Raw genomic sequence first — 16,414 nt, 5'->3', positions numbered from 1 at the left:
AGTTACTTATCTTCTATGGTAATTGCAATATTGTTATTAATACAATACGTACTAAAATCTTGTAATTGCATTAAAGCCTCTTCTTCTGTAAAAAACAAATCTAAATCATAGCCTTTCCAAACCATATTACTGTTTTTTGCTTGCCCTTGTGTATTTAATATAAACTCTTTACTATAATGCTTAACTTCATTCCACCAATTCCACTCGTTTTGTCCTGCAACAAAAATTAATTTTGTTTTAGAGTTTTCAACATCTTTAAATTGGTCGACTTCTAAATGCTCAACTTTTTTATCATTAGCTTCTGCTTTTTCATAATTAACTTCAAAAAAGCCAGAATCATTTAATAAGTAAACCGATAAATATATTTTTTTGTCTTTTACAGAAGTATTATTAAAATGGAATGCATAATAATACATGTATAACCAATCCCAAGACCAATTATTTAATTTATTACTACCTCTTCCACTAAATTTAGGATGCCCTTTTACAAATGGAATATTATAGGTTTGACCAATAAACTTCATTAAATCTAGTATTCTAGATTGATAATCAAATAATAGCCTATAGGCTTTTCTAACTTCTAATAAAGGATTATCTGACATTTGTCTTGTATTTAAAATTGATTAATTGCGTTTGTTTAATTGTATGTTTAGGCATTTTAGACAACCATTTTTTTGTATGGTAGCCATGAATAGCAAGCACATTTATAACATCTTCTAAAAGTAATAGTATTGGTTTTTGATGTGCTAAATCTTGTCTTTCTATTGTTTTTTTAAGCGATGCTATTGTAGTTAATAAACTACTCCATTTTATTTTAGATAGCTTTACAGTTCTTTTATTAAAAAAACCATCTGTAATAGTAATTTCTTTTCTTACGTCTTCTAGATACAGTCCTCCCAATAAAATATAATACACTTCTTTTGTCTCGTTATCACTAAACTCATTAAAATAAGCTACCAATTGATCTCTGTGTTGTTTAGGGTTTTGTTGTTTCTCGTCGTAACGCTTAGCTTCAATAATAACATCAAAATCTGTAAAGTTTATAAAAACATCGGGTTCTATGTAATTAGCATTGTCTATTTCTTCAATATCTTTTACATACCATTTTGGCCAAAATTCTATTTGCTGTATATTTCCTGCTACGCTTGGTAAAGTATCAAGTAATAAGCTGCTTTTTAAAATTTGCCAAAAAAGATCTGCTGGTAAATACTTTAATATATCAAATACACCAGCAGTACAACTATCTTCGCACTTACTTAACTTACCAGAACCGCTTGTAAAATAGGATATCATTAATCAAGCGTTTTTAATGGTTCTACTTCATATAAAATATTATCCTCAAGCACATATTCTTTTGGTTTAATTAACAAGTCATTTAAATTGTTTAATTGAGATATATGATTTTGTTCTTTCCACTTTATGTTATATAAATACTCTCTAAAAGTAAAATACTTAACTGTATCTATTTTTTGTTTTTCTTTTTTCTTTTTGCCTCTGGAAAAGAAATTTGTTTTTATTATTATTTCAGATAAAGCCTTATTATTTTCTATTTCTTTTTCAAATACTTTTGAATAATCACCTCTTAAATTTTCAAAATCTGATAATATGCTTTTTACAGATTCTTCGGTATAAGAAGCTGCGTATTTTAATTCTAACATTTTACCATAATAAAAAAGCTCTTTTAAAATGGTAAAAGCATGTAAAGATTCATTAATCTTATTAAGGTCTTGTTTTATGTCTTTTTGAAACGTTTTTAAGTAGAAATGCAATAACTCTTCTACTAAAATATTTTGACTAATAATATTAGCTAGCATAGCACTCACATAAACTTCATTGTCTTTAATCTTATCATGATTATAATATGCTTTTTTGAAGAATTTAATACACGATTCTATTTTAGCTTCTTTTTTAATAAATTCTATTTCTAACAAGCTATCTACCGTTTCACTAATTTCTTTTAATGAAGTATTAATTTTATTTAAATAATGCTGCCTAACAACTACTGTGGCAATGGTAAAAGCACCACCTGCAATACCAGCAACCATATTTGTAGCATAATGCCCATGACCTATTAAATTATTAGCTCCATCTCTAATCATGGTGCCATAACCTTGTTTTGTTGCTCCTACAACACCAGATACTCCTTGTGGAAAAACAAACCGAAAGGATTTAGCCAACATACCACTTTGAAGTAGTTGTGGTATTGCAGAAAAATGATTTAAAAGCCCTTTGTTGACCTCTTTCTTTTTGGTTTTATCTAATGGAACTACAAAAGAATTATTAGAAGAAGAAAAACTAAACGCAGTAATATCTGTTAACGGATCTATTAAATTAAAGGTGTCTAAAACTTCTTTTTTAGGTGTAACTAATTGCGTTAATGTAGCAAGTGATTTGTTTATATTTTTAAATTCTTCACTTGTGTTCTGTTTATTAATGTTTTTTTCTAAGTTTTCTATTTTAGACGCTAACTGATTATTTTCTTGTTTAATTTCTAATAATGTTTTGTTTCCATTTTCAAATGCACTGCTATAATCTATTGGCTTGTTATTTTTTTCCAAATCTTCTATTTTAGAAGTTAATGCTTTGTTTTTGTTCTCTAAATCTGAAATTAACTTTTTTGAAAAAATTGAACTTAACCATTTTTTTACACCCATAATTTAATAGTTCTTTAATTTACACATTATTTCACCAACTCGCCTTTAAAAGCCTTTTGCAATAAACTATTAAACAAGTCTTCACTTTTTTGTAAGCTTTGTTGAACATTTTGTTTTAACTCCCTAATTGTTTCTAGCTTAGTTATAAACTTTCGTTGTTTTTCAATTGGTGGATAAATAATAGGAAAATCTTCTAAATGATTTTTATTTAACTGCCTCTTATCAATTCCTCCAACACATACTCTTCTAATATGTTCTCTATATTCGTTAGTCGTTAGTATGTGTAGTACGAATTCATTTATTACACCTTCTTTTAACCTAATTAAATAAACGTGACCATTAACATTAGCTGTATCATCTTCTCCTTCAAACATAGCTGCTCTTCCTAAACTACTGTTCTCTGTATTAATTCTCCCTGTCTTAGTCATCAAAATATCTCTATTTTTTAAACTACTCTTCATCATTCTACTTTGAGTTTCTTCATCTATATAAGCCACATCATCTAGCTCTAATCTATTTTTCCATACGTTTTGACTTCTTAAAAAAATAATTCCTTTATCTACATAAACTTTACTTCCTCCTTTAGGAGTATTACCACTATGGATTTTAGTTGAAATCTCTTTCATTTTTTTAACTTCCCAACCCATAGGATTAGCAACAGGATCCCCAAACATCTCTAAAAACAAGCTTTGTGTTAAGGCATCGTATTTTGTAATAAGTTGTTTGTTTAGTTGGCGTAGTGTATCTGCTTCGTCTAAAATGGAAGCTATTTTTTTTTGGGTTGGTAATGGTGGTAGTGGGATTTTGATTGAATTTAAAGATGTTTTAGTTAACTTCCCTCTTGTTGCTCCATTAATATAAAGAGATAAATCTGCAAAATTTAAATAATACATTAAATATTCCAATACAACTTTATCATTAGCTGTAACGACATGTGCGTGATTATTAACCCAACATTTTTCATTATATATTTTTGCACAAGTTTGATTGAAGCCCCAACTCCCTCCATCTTCCGCTATACATAATATTTTTTCATCAAAAATATATTCATCGATATATCCCATAATGTTATTAGCACCAATATATGGATATAAAGGCTTTGATTCTTTTTTACTTCTTTCTCTTGAATTTAAAGGGACTCGTTTATTATCAAGATTGATTGTCAACTTACTTAATTCAACTAACTCCATTACTTCATCATTTTTTCCAAATTCAACATGGCATTGGTTCTTTGTTTATCTAACGCTTTAATATCTGCCAAAATGGTTTCTGGTGCATCGTATTCTATTTCTTCGTAGACAATTTCTTTGTAGCGGTTTATAGATAAGTCGTAATCGTTAGCAGCTATTTCTGCTTTTGGTATTAAAAAGCTTGGTTTGGTTTTGTCTGAGAAGTTTTTTTCTATTTGAGACTTCTCGTCTGCGCTCGCAGTGACCGTAGAGTTCATTATAACCTTAGCATCTAGAAGTATTTGTGCAATGTCACATTTTCCTGCTACCTCTTCAACAATATTTTCTGGTTCTGTAAAGCATTGCTCTAAGGCGTCTTCGGTTACTAAAAGGTTACGTTTATCATCTAGACTTAAACCATCTGCTTTCATATCGTAAAACCACACCTTATCTGTACCACCAGAATTGGTTTTTGTAAAAAACAAAATGGCTGTACTAACGCCTGCATAAGGTTTAAACACACCAGAAGGCATACTAATTACTGCTTGTAGTTGTTGGTTTTCTACCAACTCTTTACGTATGCTTTTGTGTGCTGTACTACTACCAAATAATACACCATCTGGTACAATTACTGCTGCACGACCACCAACTTTAAGCATACGTAGCATTAGGCTTAAAAATAGTAGCTCTGTTTTTTTTGTTTTTGTAGTTTTAAGTAGGCTGCTTTCTACTTCGTCATAATCTAAACTGCCTTTAAATGGAGGATTGGCTAGTATTAAGGAATAGGCGTTTTCTATATCTGCATTAGCTTCACTAAGTGCATCTTTACCAATTAAAGTTGGGTTGTCTAAACCGTGTAATTGCATATTCATGGCACCAATACGTAGCATGGTAGGATCAAACTCAATACCATTAAACATGTTGTTATGAAAATGCTCTCTAAACGTGGCGTTATTAAACCAGTCTAGATGTCTGCTTTGTATATACTCGCCAGCACTTACTAAAAAACCTGCTGTACCACAAGATGGGTCGCAAATAACATCGTCTTGCTTAGGTTGCGTTAGTTCCACCATCATGCGTATAATGTGGCGTGGTGTTCTAAATTGTCCGTTTGTACCAGCTTCTGCTATTTTAGAAAGCATATACTCGTATAAATCGCCTTTTGCATCTTTATTATCTAGCTCTAAAGTATCTATTTGTTGTACTACTTTATCTAGTAATTTAGGTGATTGTATCATGAAAATAGCACCTTTCATGTACTGTGCAAAAACTCCACCTTGCTTACCAATGCCTTTCATAAAATCGAACACGGTAAGATCTCCTAATGCTACTTGTGGTCTTGTAAACAGATCGAACATGGTTTCTGGATCTTTTTCCTTAAAACTAGACCAACGTAATGGTCGTTGTGCTTCCGTATAGATTGGGTTTTCTGTTGGTACACCTAATAGGTTGGCTTTTTTCTCGTTTACGGTTTGTTTATCGTCTAGTTGTTTGATAAATATTAAATAGGTAAACTGCTCTATTACGGTTAATGGGTTAGAGATTCCGCCTGTCCAGAAATCGTTCCAAATTTTATCTATTTTACTTTTAAGTTCTCCTGTGATCATGAATTAGTTTCAATTATATATTTAGCAAAATAACTTAATTATTACATTAAGAAATGTGGATATCCGTAAAAGTGTAAATTATTTAATATATATTTAGATTTAGTAATCTATACACGGATAAATCTTTATGTTACTTTTTATTTTAGGAGTAAATATAAAATTTAATGCGGAGATTATCTTGATATCAATTAAAAGATATTAGCAAAAAAAAAGAGCCTATTACAGCTCTTTTTAAAACAAATATTTTATTTAAACCTCCATAAAAATCCACCAGCAGATTTCCGTTCACCCCTACACACCTTTGCTATAGAAGTTTTATTAACTCCTGTTTGTTTGGACGCTTCACTCACAGATTTAAAGGTTTTTAATTCCTTTTCACTATCATCGTACTGTGTGACACTCTTATTTCTAGCATCTATTAAAGGTTTAAATGGTTCTTTATACTTATAGCTCCAATAAAAGTTGTTAAAGGTTTTATTTACACTTAAACACACTTTTGATAGTGCCTTTTTATCCATACCAAACTGCTCACCAGCTTCTGTTAAAGAATTATAAGTATTAATTAACATTCCTGTTTCCATGTTGTACTGATACACTTGTTTTGGTATTCCTCCACCTCTATCTTGGTTATATAATTCGGTCTCGTTACTATAACTAAATATATAATTAACTTCTTTTTCTGCTAATTCATTATTAGTGCTAGCTTTATCAATAGTTTCCCATGTAAATGCATCCACACCATAGGTTGAAATAGCTTTGTGTAATGGCTTTTCTGAGTTATTAGATACTTTCTTAAAGTGGTCTTGTTTTCTTTCTTCTAAGCTTCTTGTAGTGGCTCCTATGTAAGCTGAGCCTGTTGTTTTGTTTGTTACTTTATATATTATCTTCATCTTCTCTCTACATTTATTATTTTTACTTAAATCTTTAATTCATTTACTTCTAATTTTAGCCTAGTGTAGTATATACATTATGCTTCTGGACGCTTCTTTTCATGATTTCTGAAGCCATAACCTCATCTGAAGCTTTACAATACAGCGCATCATAAACATAAATCACATAAATATTATTACGATTAAGTTCCTCAACACAAGTAGTCATAATGTCTACCTCTTTTTTAAATAATTTTTGAGAAGTTATTTTGTACCCTTTAGATTCTTTATCATCTATGATTTTTTTTAAAATATCCTTTTCTCTAGTGTAATAATATTTGAATAATGGACTTCTCCTCATATCGCTTACACGCTTATTAAAAAATGATAAATGCTCTATTTTCACTTCTAATAAAGGTCTTTCTAAGTCTTTAGCAATCTGTTCATGACTTATTTGATAATCTACACCTCCATAAATAGACATAGCTATATTAGGGTGTAACGCTTTATAATCTAATTCAACTATTGGTTCAGAATCTATTTTAATCATCGACCTAATCCATGATGGCATTAAATTAAAGCTATCTACAACTCTTCCTCCTGACTTATGATCTCCAATTTTAGGTATTAAAAAATTATTTCCTACTAAATATTCAAACTGCTTTAAGTTTTCTTCTACAAATGTTCTATTCTTAGAATTTGAGTAAAACGATTTTGGTTTCTTATTTAAAAATGTAAGAATCTTACCTTTTCTATTCTGATACCCTAATTTTACTAATTCTCGACCTCTTTTTTTTATTTCATTTTCTGTAGGTAATATGATTTTGGAATAAGCATTAATTAAATTTTTTCCAATAGGGTTTTGATTAGCTTGTCCAAATTCTAATCGATGGTATTTTTTTCTTTTATCTAAATTATCTTCAAATTTAATATCTAACTTTTCTAAATTCTGATTTCTATATGAATAGTTAAACCTATACTGTTTTGTGAAATGACCTTCTTGATAAGAATCTTCATCGTGTTCATTTTTTCTACACTCAATTATTGGTAAAGTGCTATTTGTGGAGTAAGACAAGGCTTTTATAATGTTTTTGTAAACATAGGTATTGTCAGATCCTTTCTTTAATTGGTCGTGTAAGACCGTAGAAGATAAACTTTTCCAACAATCGTCATCCCTAAATACACTATAAGTTAAGTTAGACACAAAAATGAAGCATTTCTCAATTGCTACATTAATATTTGAATCTATTTTTTTAAGTACCCTTTTGGGTAATCTTTTTACATTTCTTCTAATTCCTTTTGGTATTTGAATACATTTATAGTCTGATAAGTATATCGGGAAAGTGACATTGCTTTCAGCTTCATAAGACAGGTCGTAACTACTTGAAACACTAGTAGTATCGGTTAATTGGTTAAATTCATCCGAGACTTTTGATTCAGTAACATAATTGATAGTATAGTTACTATTAATTGTATTAGTTGTAAATGTAGATACTGTATTGGTTAATTTAATTAATCTTTCTTCATCTTCATTCTTCATTGTTTTTTTACTTTTATTTTTTAATTATTACAATATCAGCAACTACCAAGCTGATGTTTTTTTGTTTAACACCTTTTTGGGAATAGTTTAAAATAAATGAAAAAAAAGAGAGGCGTTCAAATGACGCTATAATCGAAGTCTTTTTGGATGTTCCGCTTTCATTTTCTCCTTCATTTTACCCAAAACCATATGCAAACTTACAAAAAATAATTGACAATTCCTAATTATATTGCATATAATTTGTTAAAAATGTTAAAATAATGAGATTATGATAATTTATAAGATATAAATAGCATTAAGCAATATTTAACATTGAATTATAATAAAAGTAAAATATTGTCTACATTAGAAGTTGAATAATTTTCGATATTATATAAAAATATGTTTGGATCTAAACCAATTAATCTTGATGTAGATACTAATGATGAATTTGAAGATGCTATAGAAAATGGCATTAAAATTAAAGGTTATTTGTCTGAAAAAAAGGATTTGTTAATAGAGATAATTGATACTTGTAAAAGAGTATTATTACACGCTAATCCCAATACAGGTAAAACTACTTTTTTTGCTGATTTATGTGCTGAACACATTAATAACAAACCTAAAGGACGGATAATTTTTATTAGTCCTTATATAATTATTCAAGAGCAATTTAAATCTCGTTTAAAATCTAAAGGTGTAAAAGTAGATTTTGAGTTAAATCACAAAAATAAGAGAAAACGTCTTTTAGAATCTGATAAAATAATCACATCTACATTTCAAAGCATCTATTTAATATCTAATGATTTAAATTCTAACGACCTTATAATAGTCGATGAATGTCACGCATTGTTTTATTCTTATAATGACCGCAAAAACAATAGCAGGTCTTTTTATTTTAAAACTATCAACGTTCTGCATAACACTTATGCCAAGCTGGTTTTAATGTCTGGCACACCACATCAAGGACTAAAACAGTTTCTTAACCTAATAGAAATTAAAGTGCATAAACCTACTGTTGAATCTAAAATTAAATTAGAATACACAAGTGAAACACAAACTGATATAATTATTGAGTTTGCTAAAAGAAATTTAAAGAAGTATGGTAATGAATCTCTAAATATTATTTACATAAAGAACAGAAAAAAATGTTATCATTTTAAAAAAGTATTAGAAGAAAAATTAAGTGTTAAAGTATTGGTATTAACTTCAGAAGAAAAAGATACCAAAGCCTACAAAATGCTAATTGAAACTTCTAAAATCAATAAAAATTTTCAATTTCTAATTACCACTAACGTTATAAGTACTGGTGCAAATATATTGAATGAAAATATCGGTTCTGCCTTAATGTTTGAAGAATTTAATCCTTTAGAAATTAAACAATTCTCTAAACGTTTTAGAAATAAATTAGACATAAATGTAGATGTCATTAATCCTTCATATACTCAATATACTGAAAACGAACTCACCTTAATTGAAATTACAAATCAAAGGAATACACAGCTTAAAAAACTCAAAGAATATATTCAATATTTTGAAAATGAACACATAGAACACAGAAACCTATTTAATTATGATAATTCATATTATGATGCTTATGAGGGTTCAATTTCTCAATTGAAAGAGAAGTTAATTAAAAGATATCTAATTCAAGAAGTTTATTTTTTAAAACAAATTATTGAATATAACAAACATCCTGAAAGGTTAACTAAGCTCTTAAATAAATATGATGATGTAATGACTGTGGAAGTTGTAAATAAAGATAGTTATAATCAAAATATACCTGAAAACTATGATGACAGTTTAATAAAAAACGAACATAAATCTCATATAAATCAATTATTTATAGATTTTATTAAAAACCCTGACGATTATTTATGTGCATTATATCATTATTTAAAATCAAAAGACAGCTATTTATTGTTCAGATTTGAAAATCTTTTTGATTTCTTTTATTATGAAAGTAGTAGTCCTAAATTGCATATTCTAAAAAAGTTTATAACACCAACAATAAATAAAGATTTAATTATCCCATTATTAGATTTAAAACCTTATGTAAGTGATATTAAAAAGCTATTATACTTTATAAAAACCACCAATAAAAACAAAAGAAACTCATTAATAACTTCTTTGTATTTCAATAAAGTGTTTAAAACATTTTATATTTTTTATACAGATGCATCTGATCTTCCACCTGCTTTTGAATATATTGATGATGAACTTGTTTCATCTACCTATATACCTACTAAATTTCCTAAAATTAAAAAAAAATCATTTGAAAATAGCTACCAACCAAAAGCAAATGATAGTTTAGATAAAAAATTTATAAAAGCAACATATAATTATTTAATTAGAAATGAGGTTGTCACCTACAAAGATTTTAAACAATATCTTTTAGAAAAAAATTTTAGAGTAGCATTTAATGATATTAATAAATTAGAATTTCCACTGAATTTAATTTCTTTAGAAAAATCTACTGGAAGAGTAATAGACATAAAACAAACATTTATTATTGGATTAGTAAGAAGTATCTTTAGAATAAAATCTAATCAAACACATAAACGCATAAATAGCGTAAAAAAACCAGGATATGAGTTTATTAAACTAGAACCAAATCATGATAAAGCTAAAAAAAGAAGTCATTCAGAATATATTGATTTAAAAAAAATCTATTTTGGAAGAATAAATTATCTTCTTCCTACAAAAATTCATAGTAAATTAGATATTAATCCGTCTATAAGAATGAGTACTAATGAAAATATATTGCTATATGATTATCTCGATAAAGATTATTACAAGATTCTAGATGAAAACAACAAATAATGGCAGATTTATCTCATTTATTTTTATATATAACTATTTATTTAATTACATAAATCTGCCATTTTTCTGATTACTTTTCAGTATTTTAAATTTTAATGACCTTAAAAAGTCTCAAAAGAATCGAGTAAAGAAAATTCAACATAAGGGTCAAATCAAATTTGATTATTATATCTAAAACTAGCTATCTATTAAAATTGTGAAATGATAATAGTAATAAGCTACATTTTTAATGATATAAACTGTTTGTAATTCTTGGGTAACCTTGACTTCATCTACCATAACTTTCTGTCCCTTTTTAAGCACACCAATATTGTGATTTACTTTAACTTTAAAGGGACAAAAAAGGAGTTTTAGTAGATTATTCCAAGTTACGATGTAAAGCTCTTTAGAAGAGCTATATTTAAGTAATTCAACTAATTCTTTATCATCCATTTATCAATATATTTAAGTGTATCAGTCTAAGCTGAATTACACGAGTTAGCTATATATTAATTATGAAGGTACCAGCTCATAGTATCATTTTTAATCGATTCTACTAGGTGATTTATAAAGGCATAGCAATTTACATTACGCTCAAAATTTGAATCTATGTAAGAACTTTTATTAGCTTCTGTAAATAAATTATACAAATTCCACATACTAATGCTTCCATCATCACTTCTTCTAAAGTTTGAACAGCTGTAGTAATCTTTCACAACATTATTTACCTGACTATCATTTAGAGTTATTGGGAATTTTTCATGTTGTTCTGCCTTATCTAGATGTTGAAACATTCTTGTCTTGCCAACCAAATTAGCAAACTGATTTTCAGTTAAACTGTAATTAGACATTGCTTCCATATTAGTTAAATGAATATCTTTATTGTAATTACTTAATAGATTTTGAATGTTTTGGTTTAAATCTAGTATAGAACCTATTCTAATTTCATTTGTAAAACCATCTGTGGAAATACACAAATTAGTACAAACCTTATTTTGGAACCCTACAAACATTTTAAATTTTTCTAAACTCTTCTTACTATAAAGGTTCTCTTGATTATAAGCTCTTACACCTCCAACACATAATGATATTTCATTACCATTAATAACTTGTTTAAACTCTGGTATTTCAATTACAAAAGCGCAGCGCTCATAATAAATCGTTTTCTCGTTCTCTAATAACTCCTTTGCTGGTTTACCAATAGCTGTTGGAACACGACCTTTCACCACGTGGCTTACCCTTATGTCTGGTGCTTTAGGATTAGCATTTGGAAATTGCGTTTTAATCATTTCTAAAGTTTCATTAATAAACTGAAAATGACTTATAGTAGACTCATTATCCTTAGCAAAAACAGGAATTGTACATTTTTCCTTAAGATGTTCCAAGGTTACTTTTTCTGTGTTAGCCTCTATAAAATTATTGGAGGTAGTATTTACTACTTCAGAATGGTTTAAAACCATATTTTGAGTATTATTATTTGCTATCAATTCCATTGTTTTCTGTTTTTGAAGGTTTTACAATTTCTTTTTGGTCAATTAGCTGACTATCTATAGTTTCTAATTCTTCTTTACGTTTTAGAATAAGTGGTTTAATTGAATTTTGTACACTTGAATGTTTTGTATAAATGTGTTTTAACTCTTCTATAGATACACAATCTTCAATTTCTTGACTAATCCGTTCTATAGATATGCCTTCATTACACCAAGCAATTAATTTCTTACCTGTAGAAGCATTTATTACAAACTCTGGTTTGTTAGTAAACAATCCTGTTCTGTCTTTTGATGCTTTAGCTAAATGATTGTCATTTATTAATTCAAAATCAACAGTTAACTCGTAACTAAAACCTTCACGTGTTATATCTTTTAAACCATGCTTAATTACTTTAGTCTTTCCGTTAGAATCTCTATCCATGGAATAATCCATTTTCTTCCTAACAGTAGTTATAATGTGACATTTTGATTTTAAAATAGCGTCTATAAAAGCTTGATGACGTGGAGTTACAATACTCCAATCTGCAAACCTACCTCCTAGTTTAGAATGAATATCTAAACAACCACCATTTCCATTCCATTCGTGTGTAATACTATCTATTATAACAACTTCCATAGAAGCATTTTCACATGTTTTTACAGCTTCAATGTATCTTTCTGGACTGTAAGGTTCATCTATTGGTAAAACGTTATAACCTCCTAAATGAGAGTATAAACTAGCACTTCCATTTTCTGTATCTATTATAGCTATTTTAGACCAATCATTTGTGATTCCAAACGCTAGTAATAGAGCGCTGTAAGATTTTCCAAATCCACTAGCTCCACTTAATCCCAGTCTTAATTTAACTTGATGCCTTTTGGTTTGTTGTAGTTTCATATATTATATATTTAATAAAATTAGTAGCTATATAATCTTTTCATATAGCATAAAAAAAAGGCTCTAACCTAAGCTAGAACCTTTCTATTTGAATTATTAAAGAAGTTTAAAATACTTCTTCCTCTTTTAAAACATTATCTTTAATAATGCTTTCTTCTTCTCCCATATACTCATAACGATGAGATAATGTAATAACTTCCCCAGTACTTTCAACTGTGTAGTCATAAGGATCTACTTCAACCTTTTGCACAGTGCCTGGAAAGTCAGTTCCAATTAATGATTTACATACTGCTTCATCAAAAGTACATGCTACTCTTGCTTTTCTTGCAGTTAAATAAGTTCTGTTTGTTTCTTGACTTTTTACAGCCTCAAGTCCTCCTTGTACAATTAAAGTACAAAACTCTTTCCCATCTTCAGATTGATAGGTTTTAAAATCTACAATTTTTACCATAGTCTTTTTAATTTTTAGATTTAACAATTAGGTACGGGCTATCTGCCCAAAACAAACAAAGCGTGGGGGTGATTGTAGGTTCCTTAAAAAAGAGGAACTTTTAAATAAAATTTAAAAAAATTTTAAAAAATTAGAAGGGTATTTCTGTACTATCGTTACTAGATGGTTTATTATTACATAAACGAACTATACAACCATTAGTATCACTATGAATTATATATCTAACAATGAATTTATTGTTTTCTGAATTATAAAATTCAAAAGCATTAGCTAAAGGAAAACAAAAATTACATTTTGATTTTTTATAGGTTAGCTTATTGATTTTTTTTGATTTATAATCTTTAAATACGCGTGTAAATTCTTCTATTAATTCTTTTTTAGAAAGATTGGAATACATCGTATTATCATCCAATGAATTTAAATATTTTACATCTAGATTAGTAAAAGCCGGTATTACAGCATTTTCAATTTCTTTTTGAGTAATAATCTTTTTCATTTTAAAAATATTATAAATTCCTATTTCACTTGCATAGACTGTATTCCCTTCTTTATCTCTAAATATATTACTGAATTTTCGAGAAATATGATATTCATTAAAATATTTATAATTAGTATCTTTTAAAACCAAATTACTATTTACAGTAAATTTATTTTTTATACTTATTAGAATCCCATTATTTATAGACATTTCAAAATTTTCACAAAAGACAACTTCTAAATCAACAATATCACTTCTGAAAGTATTAATTAATTTATTTGAAATTTCTAACAAACCATTTTTAGTTATGGATGAGAATTTAATATTTATGACTCCTCTAGGCTTTTCTACTAGAGCCAAATCACTATTGTCTATTTTAAAGAATTCAATTATATTTCTCTTTGATTTATTATATCTAAAAAAATCTAGCATAACTATATAATTCCCCTTTGATGTATAATATAATTAATAACAATGTCATCCAAGTCTTTAACCTCCTATAAATCTAGCAACCTTAAGAACAACTCTACTTTTTAAGACATAAATTACCTTTCTTTTGTCCATTTAGTTTAATCTAGAATTAAACAATTTATCTAATGATCCCAATTTATCTAACATACTATTAATAGAATTTGTGCACAAAGCACCTTCTACATCATAATTCTTATTATATTTTGACAGATTCATTAAGTTATCTCCTCTAATTTCTCTATATTTTTGAAAATTTTCATCATTAGCTTCAAATAGAAGGTTTTCTAATTTAGATAACTCATTTTCAAAAGCAAGCGTATGATACTCAATAGCTTCTTGAATATTAATAATCTTAGATCTCAGTCTATTGTCATAATTTGATTTATTCAATTCTACAGTTTCATAAAACATTTTAGTCAATTCATTAAATTCAAGATCTAATAATTTGTCAAGTTCATCATTCTCTTCTTCTTCATCTTCTTCTTCGATCTGTTTTAATTGTTGCTCATAACCGAGATTACTCATACCTAATTCAATTCCGATTTTTTCCTTTATTACATCACGAGCTACATCCTCAATTATGGTTATTAATTCTTGCTCACTTAATTCTAACTCCTCTTTTTTAGGTAAAAATTCTTCCTTGAAATGTTCAGTATTAGAAGTAATAATATCTGTAGCCTCTAAAGTTGCCATCATATTACCCCGAATAGTTCCATGTTTTTCTTCTATCTCTTTTAAATTGTTAATTTGATAAATAGTAAGTTCTTCTTTTATACTTTCTATAACCAATTGCTTTTTTTGTTTATTTAACTGTTTTTTCAGTTCTAAATCTTGCTTTATTGGCTTTGCTCCAAACCTAGAATTTTCAACTTTTGCTGCTCCCATTGGATCTGATTCTTTATACTCCTCCCATCTTTTCTCCGTGTTATCAGTCAAGTAAGAATCATAAATAAACTTACCAAAAATTAGTACAACGACTATAATAATTAATGTTACCATATTTTATTTTTATTTTTATTTTTATTTTTATTTTTATTTTTATTTTTATTTTTATTTTTATTTTATTATGAAATATCTGTATAGATTTCTTATTACTAAAAATTATTATTAGGCCTTTAATTCATTTAGATATTTCAAAATCTATATTGTGAATTTCTTTACTCATTTGATTTCAGTTTTAAATTATACCAAGCCTGCATATACTTCTTATTATTAATCATCAAGCTAAGACCATTTTCATTTGAAAATAAAATAGCTTCATTTTTTATATATGTAACATCATTTACACAATTGTATATAATCATATTATATCCATCAATTTCTTTTTCTTCAACAAATCCTGTTATTCTATAAAATAAAGGTCTATCAGGAATTCTTGGATCCTGTATAATGATCATACCGTCATTGATGTTTTTGAACACTAAAGCAATATTAAAGCGTGTTTCTTCAATGAAATTCTGTTTTGGATTTACTTCATTTTTAAATACAGTTTTATTACTAGTGTATTCTCCACTATAATCTTTTAGAAATAATTTTTTCACATCACTAGTTGTAAAATAGTAGTCTGGAGAATCCTTGTTATTGTAAGCAAGAATAGTAGGTATTTTATTAATTGCTGTTGATAAATAATTTCCTCTAGAACCATAATTTACAGTAAATCTAATTTTAGTAATTAAATGATTTCTTAAATATTTTATTTCATTTTCTGAGAGTTTATATATTGCTGTACTCCTATAATCAACAAAATCCTTAATATTTCTGTCAATACATCTGATTTGCACACCATTTTCTAAAAATATAATTAAATCACCTTTTAATTTATTACTATTTTCTCCAACATAAGTTGAAATCATAGCAAAGCCTTCGTTACCATTTCTAGCAATAGTTAATTCAAGGTGATCCTTAGTACCAATCCCATCTTTAGCTTCAAAAGTCCATGACTTTGTGGCTGTATATGATTCATCCTCTATGTAAATATAATTTTGCGCATTACTTATATAGCAAGAAACAAAAAAAAAATAACACTA

Annotated in this window: 15 protein-coding genes; 1 reads left to right on the top strand and 14 read right to left on the bottom strand. The window is 27.7% G+C overall.

The window, feature by feature from the left end; all coding sequences use genetic code 11:
• Positions 1-2 precede the first annotated feature (2 nt).
• From KO494_RS11530 to KO494_RS11500, 7 genes are all read right to left on the bottom strand, one after another.
• Positions 3-602 (bottom strand): hypothetical protein, encoded by a 600-nt coding sequence (locus KO494_RS11530; RefSeq protein ID WP_215967761.1) that lies wholly within the window; start codon positions 600-602, stop codon positions 3-5.
• Positions 592-1,293, bottom strand: coding sequence for a hypothetical protein (locus tag KO494_RS11525; protein WP_215967760.1), 702 nt, complete (start codon positions 1,291-1,293; stop codon positions 592-594). The genes KO494_RS11530 and KO494_RS11525 overlap by 11 nt, the downstream gene beginning before the upstream one ends.
• On the bottom strand, positions 1,293-2,654 hold the full coding sequence (locus KO494_RS11520) for a hypothetical protein (protein WP_215967759.1): 1,362 nt from the start codon (positions 2,652-2,654) through the stop codon (positions 1,293-1,295). The genes KO494_RS11525 and KO494_RS11520 overlap by 1 nt, the downstream gene beginning before the upstream one ends.
• Positions 2,655-2,680: 26 nt before the next feature.
• On the bottom strand, positions 2,681-3,844 hold the full coding sequence (locus KO494_RS11515) for a restriction endonuclease subunit S (protein ID WP_215967758.1): 1,164 nt from the start codon (positions 3,842-3,844) through the stop codon (positions 2,681-2,683).
• The gene (locus KO494_RS11510) at positions 3,844-5,430 is read right to left on the bottom strand and encodes a class I SAM-dependent DNA methyltransferase (RefSeq protein WP_215967757.1); all 1,587 of its coding nucleotides are present in this window, start codon (positions 5,428-5,430) and stop codon (positions 3,844-3,846) included. The genes KO494_RS11515 and KO494_RS11510 overlap by 1 nt, the downstream gene beginning before the upstream one ends.
• Before the next feature lie 245 nt (positions 5,431-5,675).
• A complete protein-coding gene (locus KO494_RS11505) occupies positions 5,676-6,320 on the bottom strand; it encodes an NUMOD1 domain-containing DNA-binding protein (protein ID WP_215967756.1) in 645 nt (214 codons plus the stop codon).
• A 55-nt stretch (positions 6,321-6,375) separates the two neighbouring features.
• Positions 6,376-7,839: a hypothetical protein gene (locus tag KO494_RS11500; RefSeq protein WP_215967755.1), complete on the bottom strand. Its 1,464-nt coding sequence runs from the start codon at positions 7,837-7,839 to the stop codon at positions 6,376-6,378.
• 381 nt (positions 7,840-8,220) lie between these two features.
• Between KO494_RS11500 and KO494_RS11495 the strand changes: the two genes are divergently transcribed.
• Complete coding sequence (locus KO494_RS11495) at positions 8,221-10,641, top strand: DEAD/DEAH box helicase family protein (RefSeq protein ID WP_215967754.1); 2,421 nt, start codon at positions 8,221-8,223, stop codon at positions 10,639-10,641.
• Between the two features lie 177 nt (positions 10,642-10,818).
• Here the strand turns inward: KO494_RS11495 and KO494_RS11490 are convergent, their stop codons facing one another.
• From KO494_RS11490 to KO494_RS11460, 7 genes are all read right to left on the bottom strand, one after another.
• Complete coding sequence (locus tag KO494_RS11490; protein WP_215967753.1) at positions 10,819-11,073, bottom strand: hypothetical protein; 255 nt, start codon at positions 11,071-11,073, stop codon at positions 10,819-10,821.
• A gap of 56 nt (positions 11,074-11,129) precedes the next feature.
• A complete protein-coding gene (locus tag KO494_RS11485) occupies positions 11,130-12,113 on the bottom strand; it encodes a DUF3871 family protein (protein WP_215967752.1) in 984 nt (327 codons plus the stop codon).
• Positions 12,094-12,987, bottom strand: a complete 894-nt coding sequence (locus KO494_RS11480) for an AAA family ATPase (protein WP_215967751.1) — start codon at positions 12,985-12,987, stop codon at positions 12,094-12,096. The genes KO494_RS11485 and KO494_RS11480 overlap by 20 nt, the downstream gene beginning before the upstream one ends.
• Before the next feature lie 106 nt (positions 12,988-13,093).
• Positions 13,094-13,438: a hypothetical protein gene (locus tag KO494_RS11475; protein ID WP_215967750.1), complete on the bottom strand. Its 345-nt coding sequence runs from the start codon at positions 13,436-13,438 to the stop codon at positions 13,094-13,096.
• Positions 13,439-13,568: 130 nt separating this feature from the next.
• The gene (locus tag KO494_RS11470) at positions 13,569-14,348 is read right to left on the bottom strand and encodes a hypothetical protein (protein WP_215967749.1); all 780 of its coding nucleotides are present in this window, start codon (positions 14,346-14,348) and stop codon (positions 13,569-13,571) included.
• A gap of 132 nt (positions 14,349-14,480) precedes the next feature.
• Positions 14,481-15,386: a hypothetical protein gene (locus tag KO494_RS11465; RefSeq protein WP_215967748.1), complete on the bottom strand. Its 906-nt coding sequence runs from the start codon at positions 15,384-15,386 to the stop codon at positions 14,481-14,483.
• A gap of 158 nt (positions 15,387-15,544) precedes the next feature.
• Complete coding sequence (locus KO494_RS11460) at positions 15,545-16,240, bottom strand: hypothetical protein (RefSeq protein ID WP_215967747.1); 696 nt, start codon at positions 16,238-16,240, stop codon at positions 15,545-15,547.
• Positions 16,241-16,414 lie beyond the last annotated feature (174 nt).

The sequence above is a fragment of the Lacinutrix sp. C3R15 genome (assembly GCF_018860825.1).
Classification (GTDB): domain Bacteria; phylum Bacteroidota; class Bacteroidia; order Flavobacteriales; family Flavobacteriaceae; genus Oceanihabitans.
Note: the sequence above shows the minus strand (reverse complement) of the source record. Positions and strands in the feature narration are given on the sequence as shown.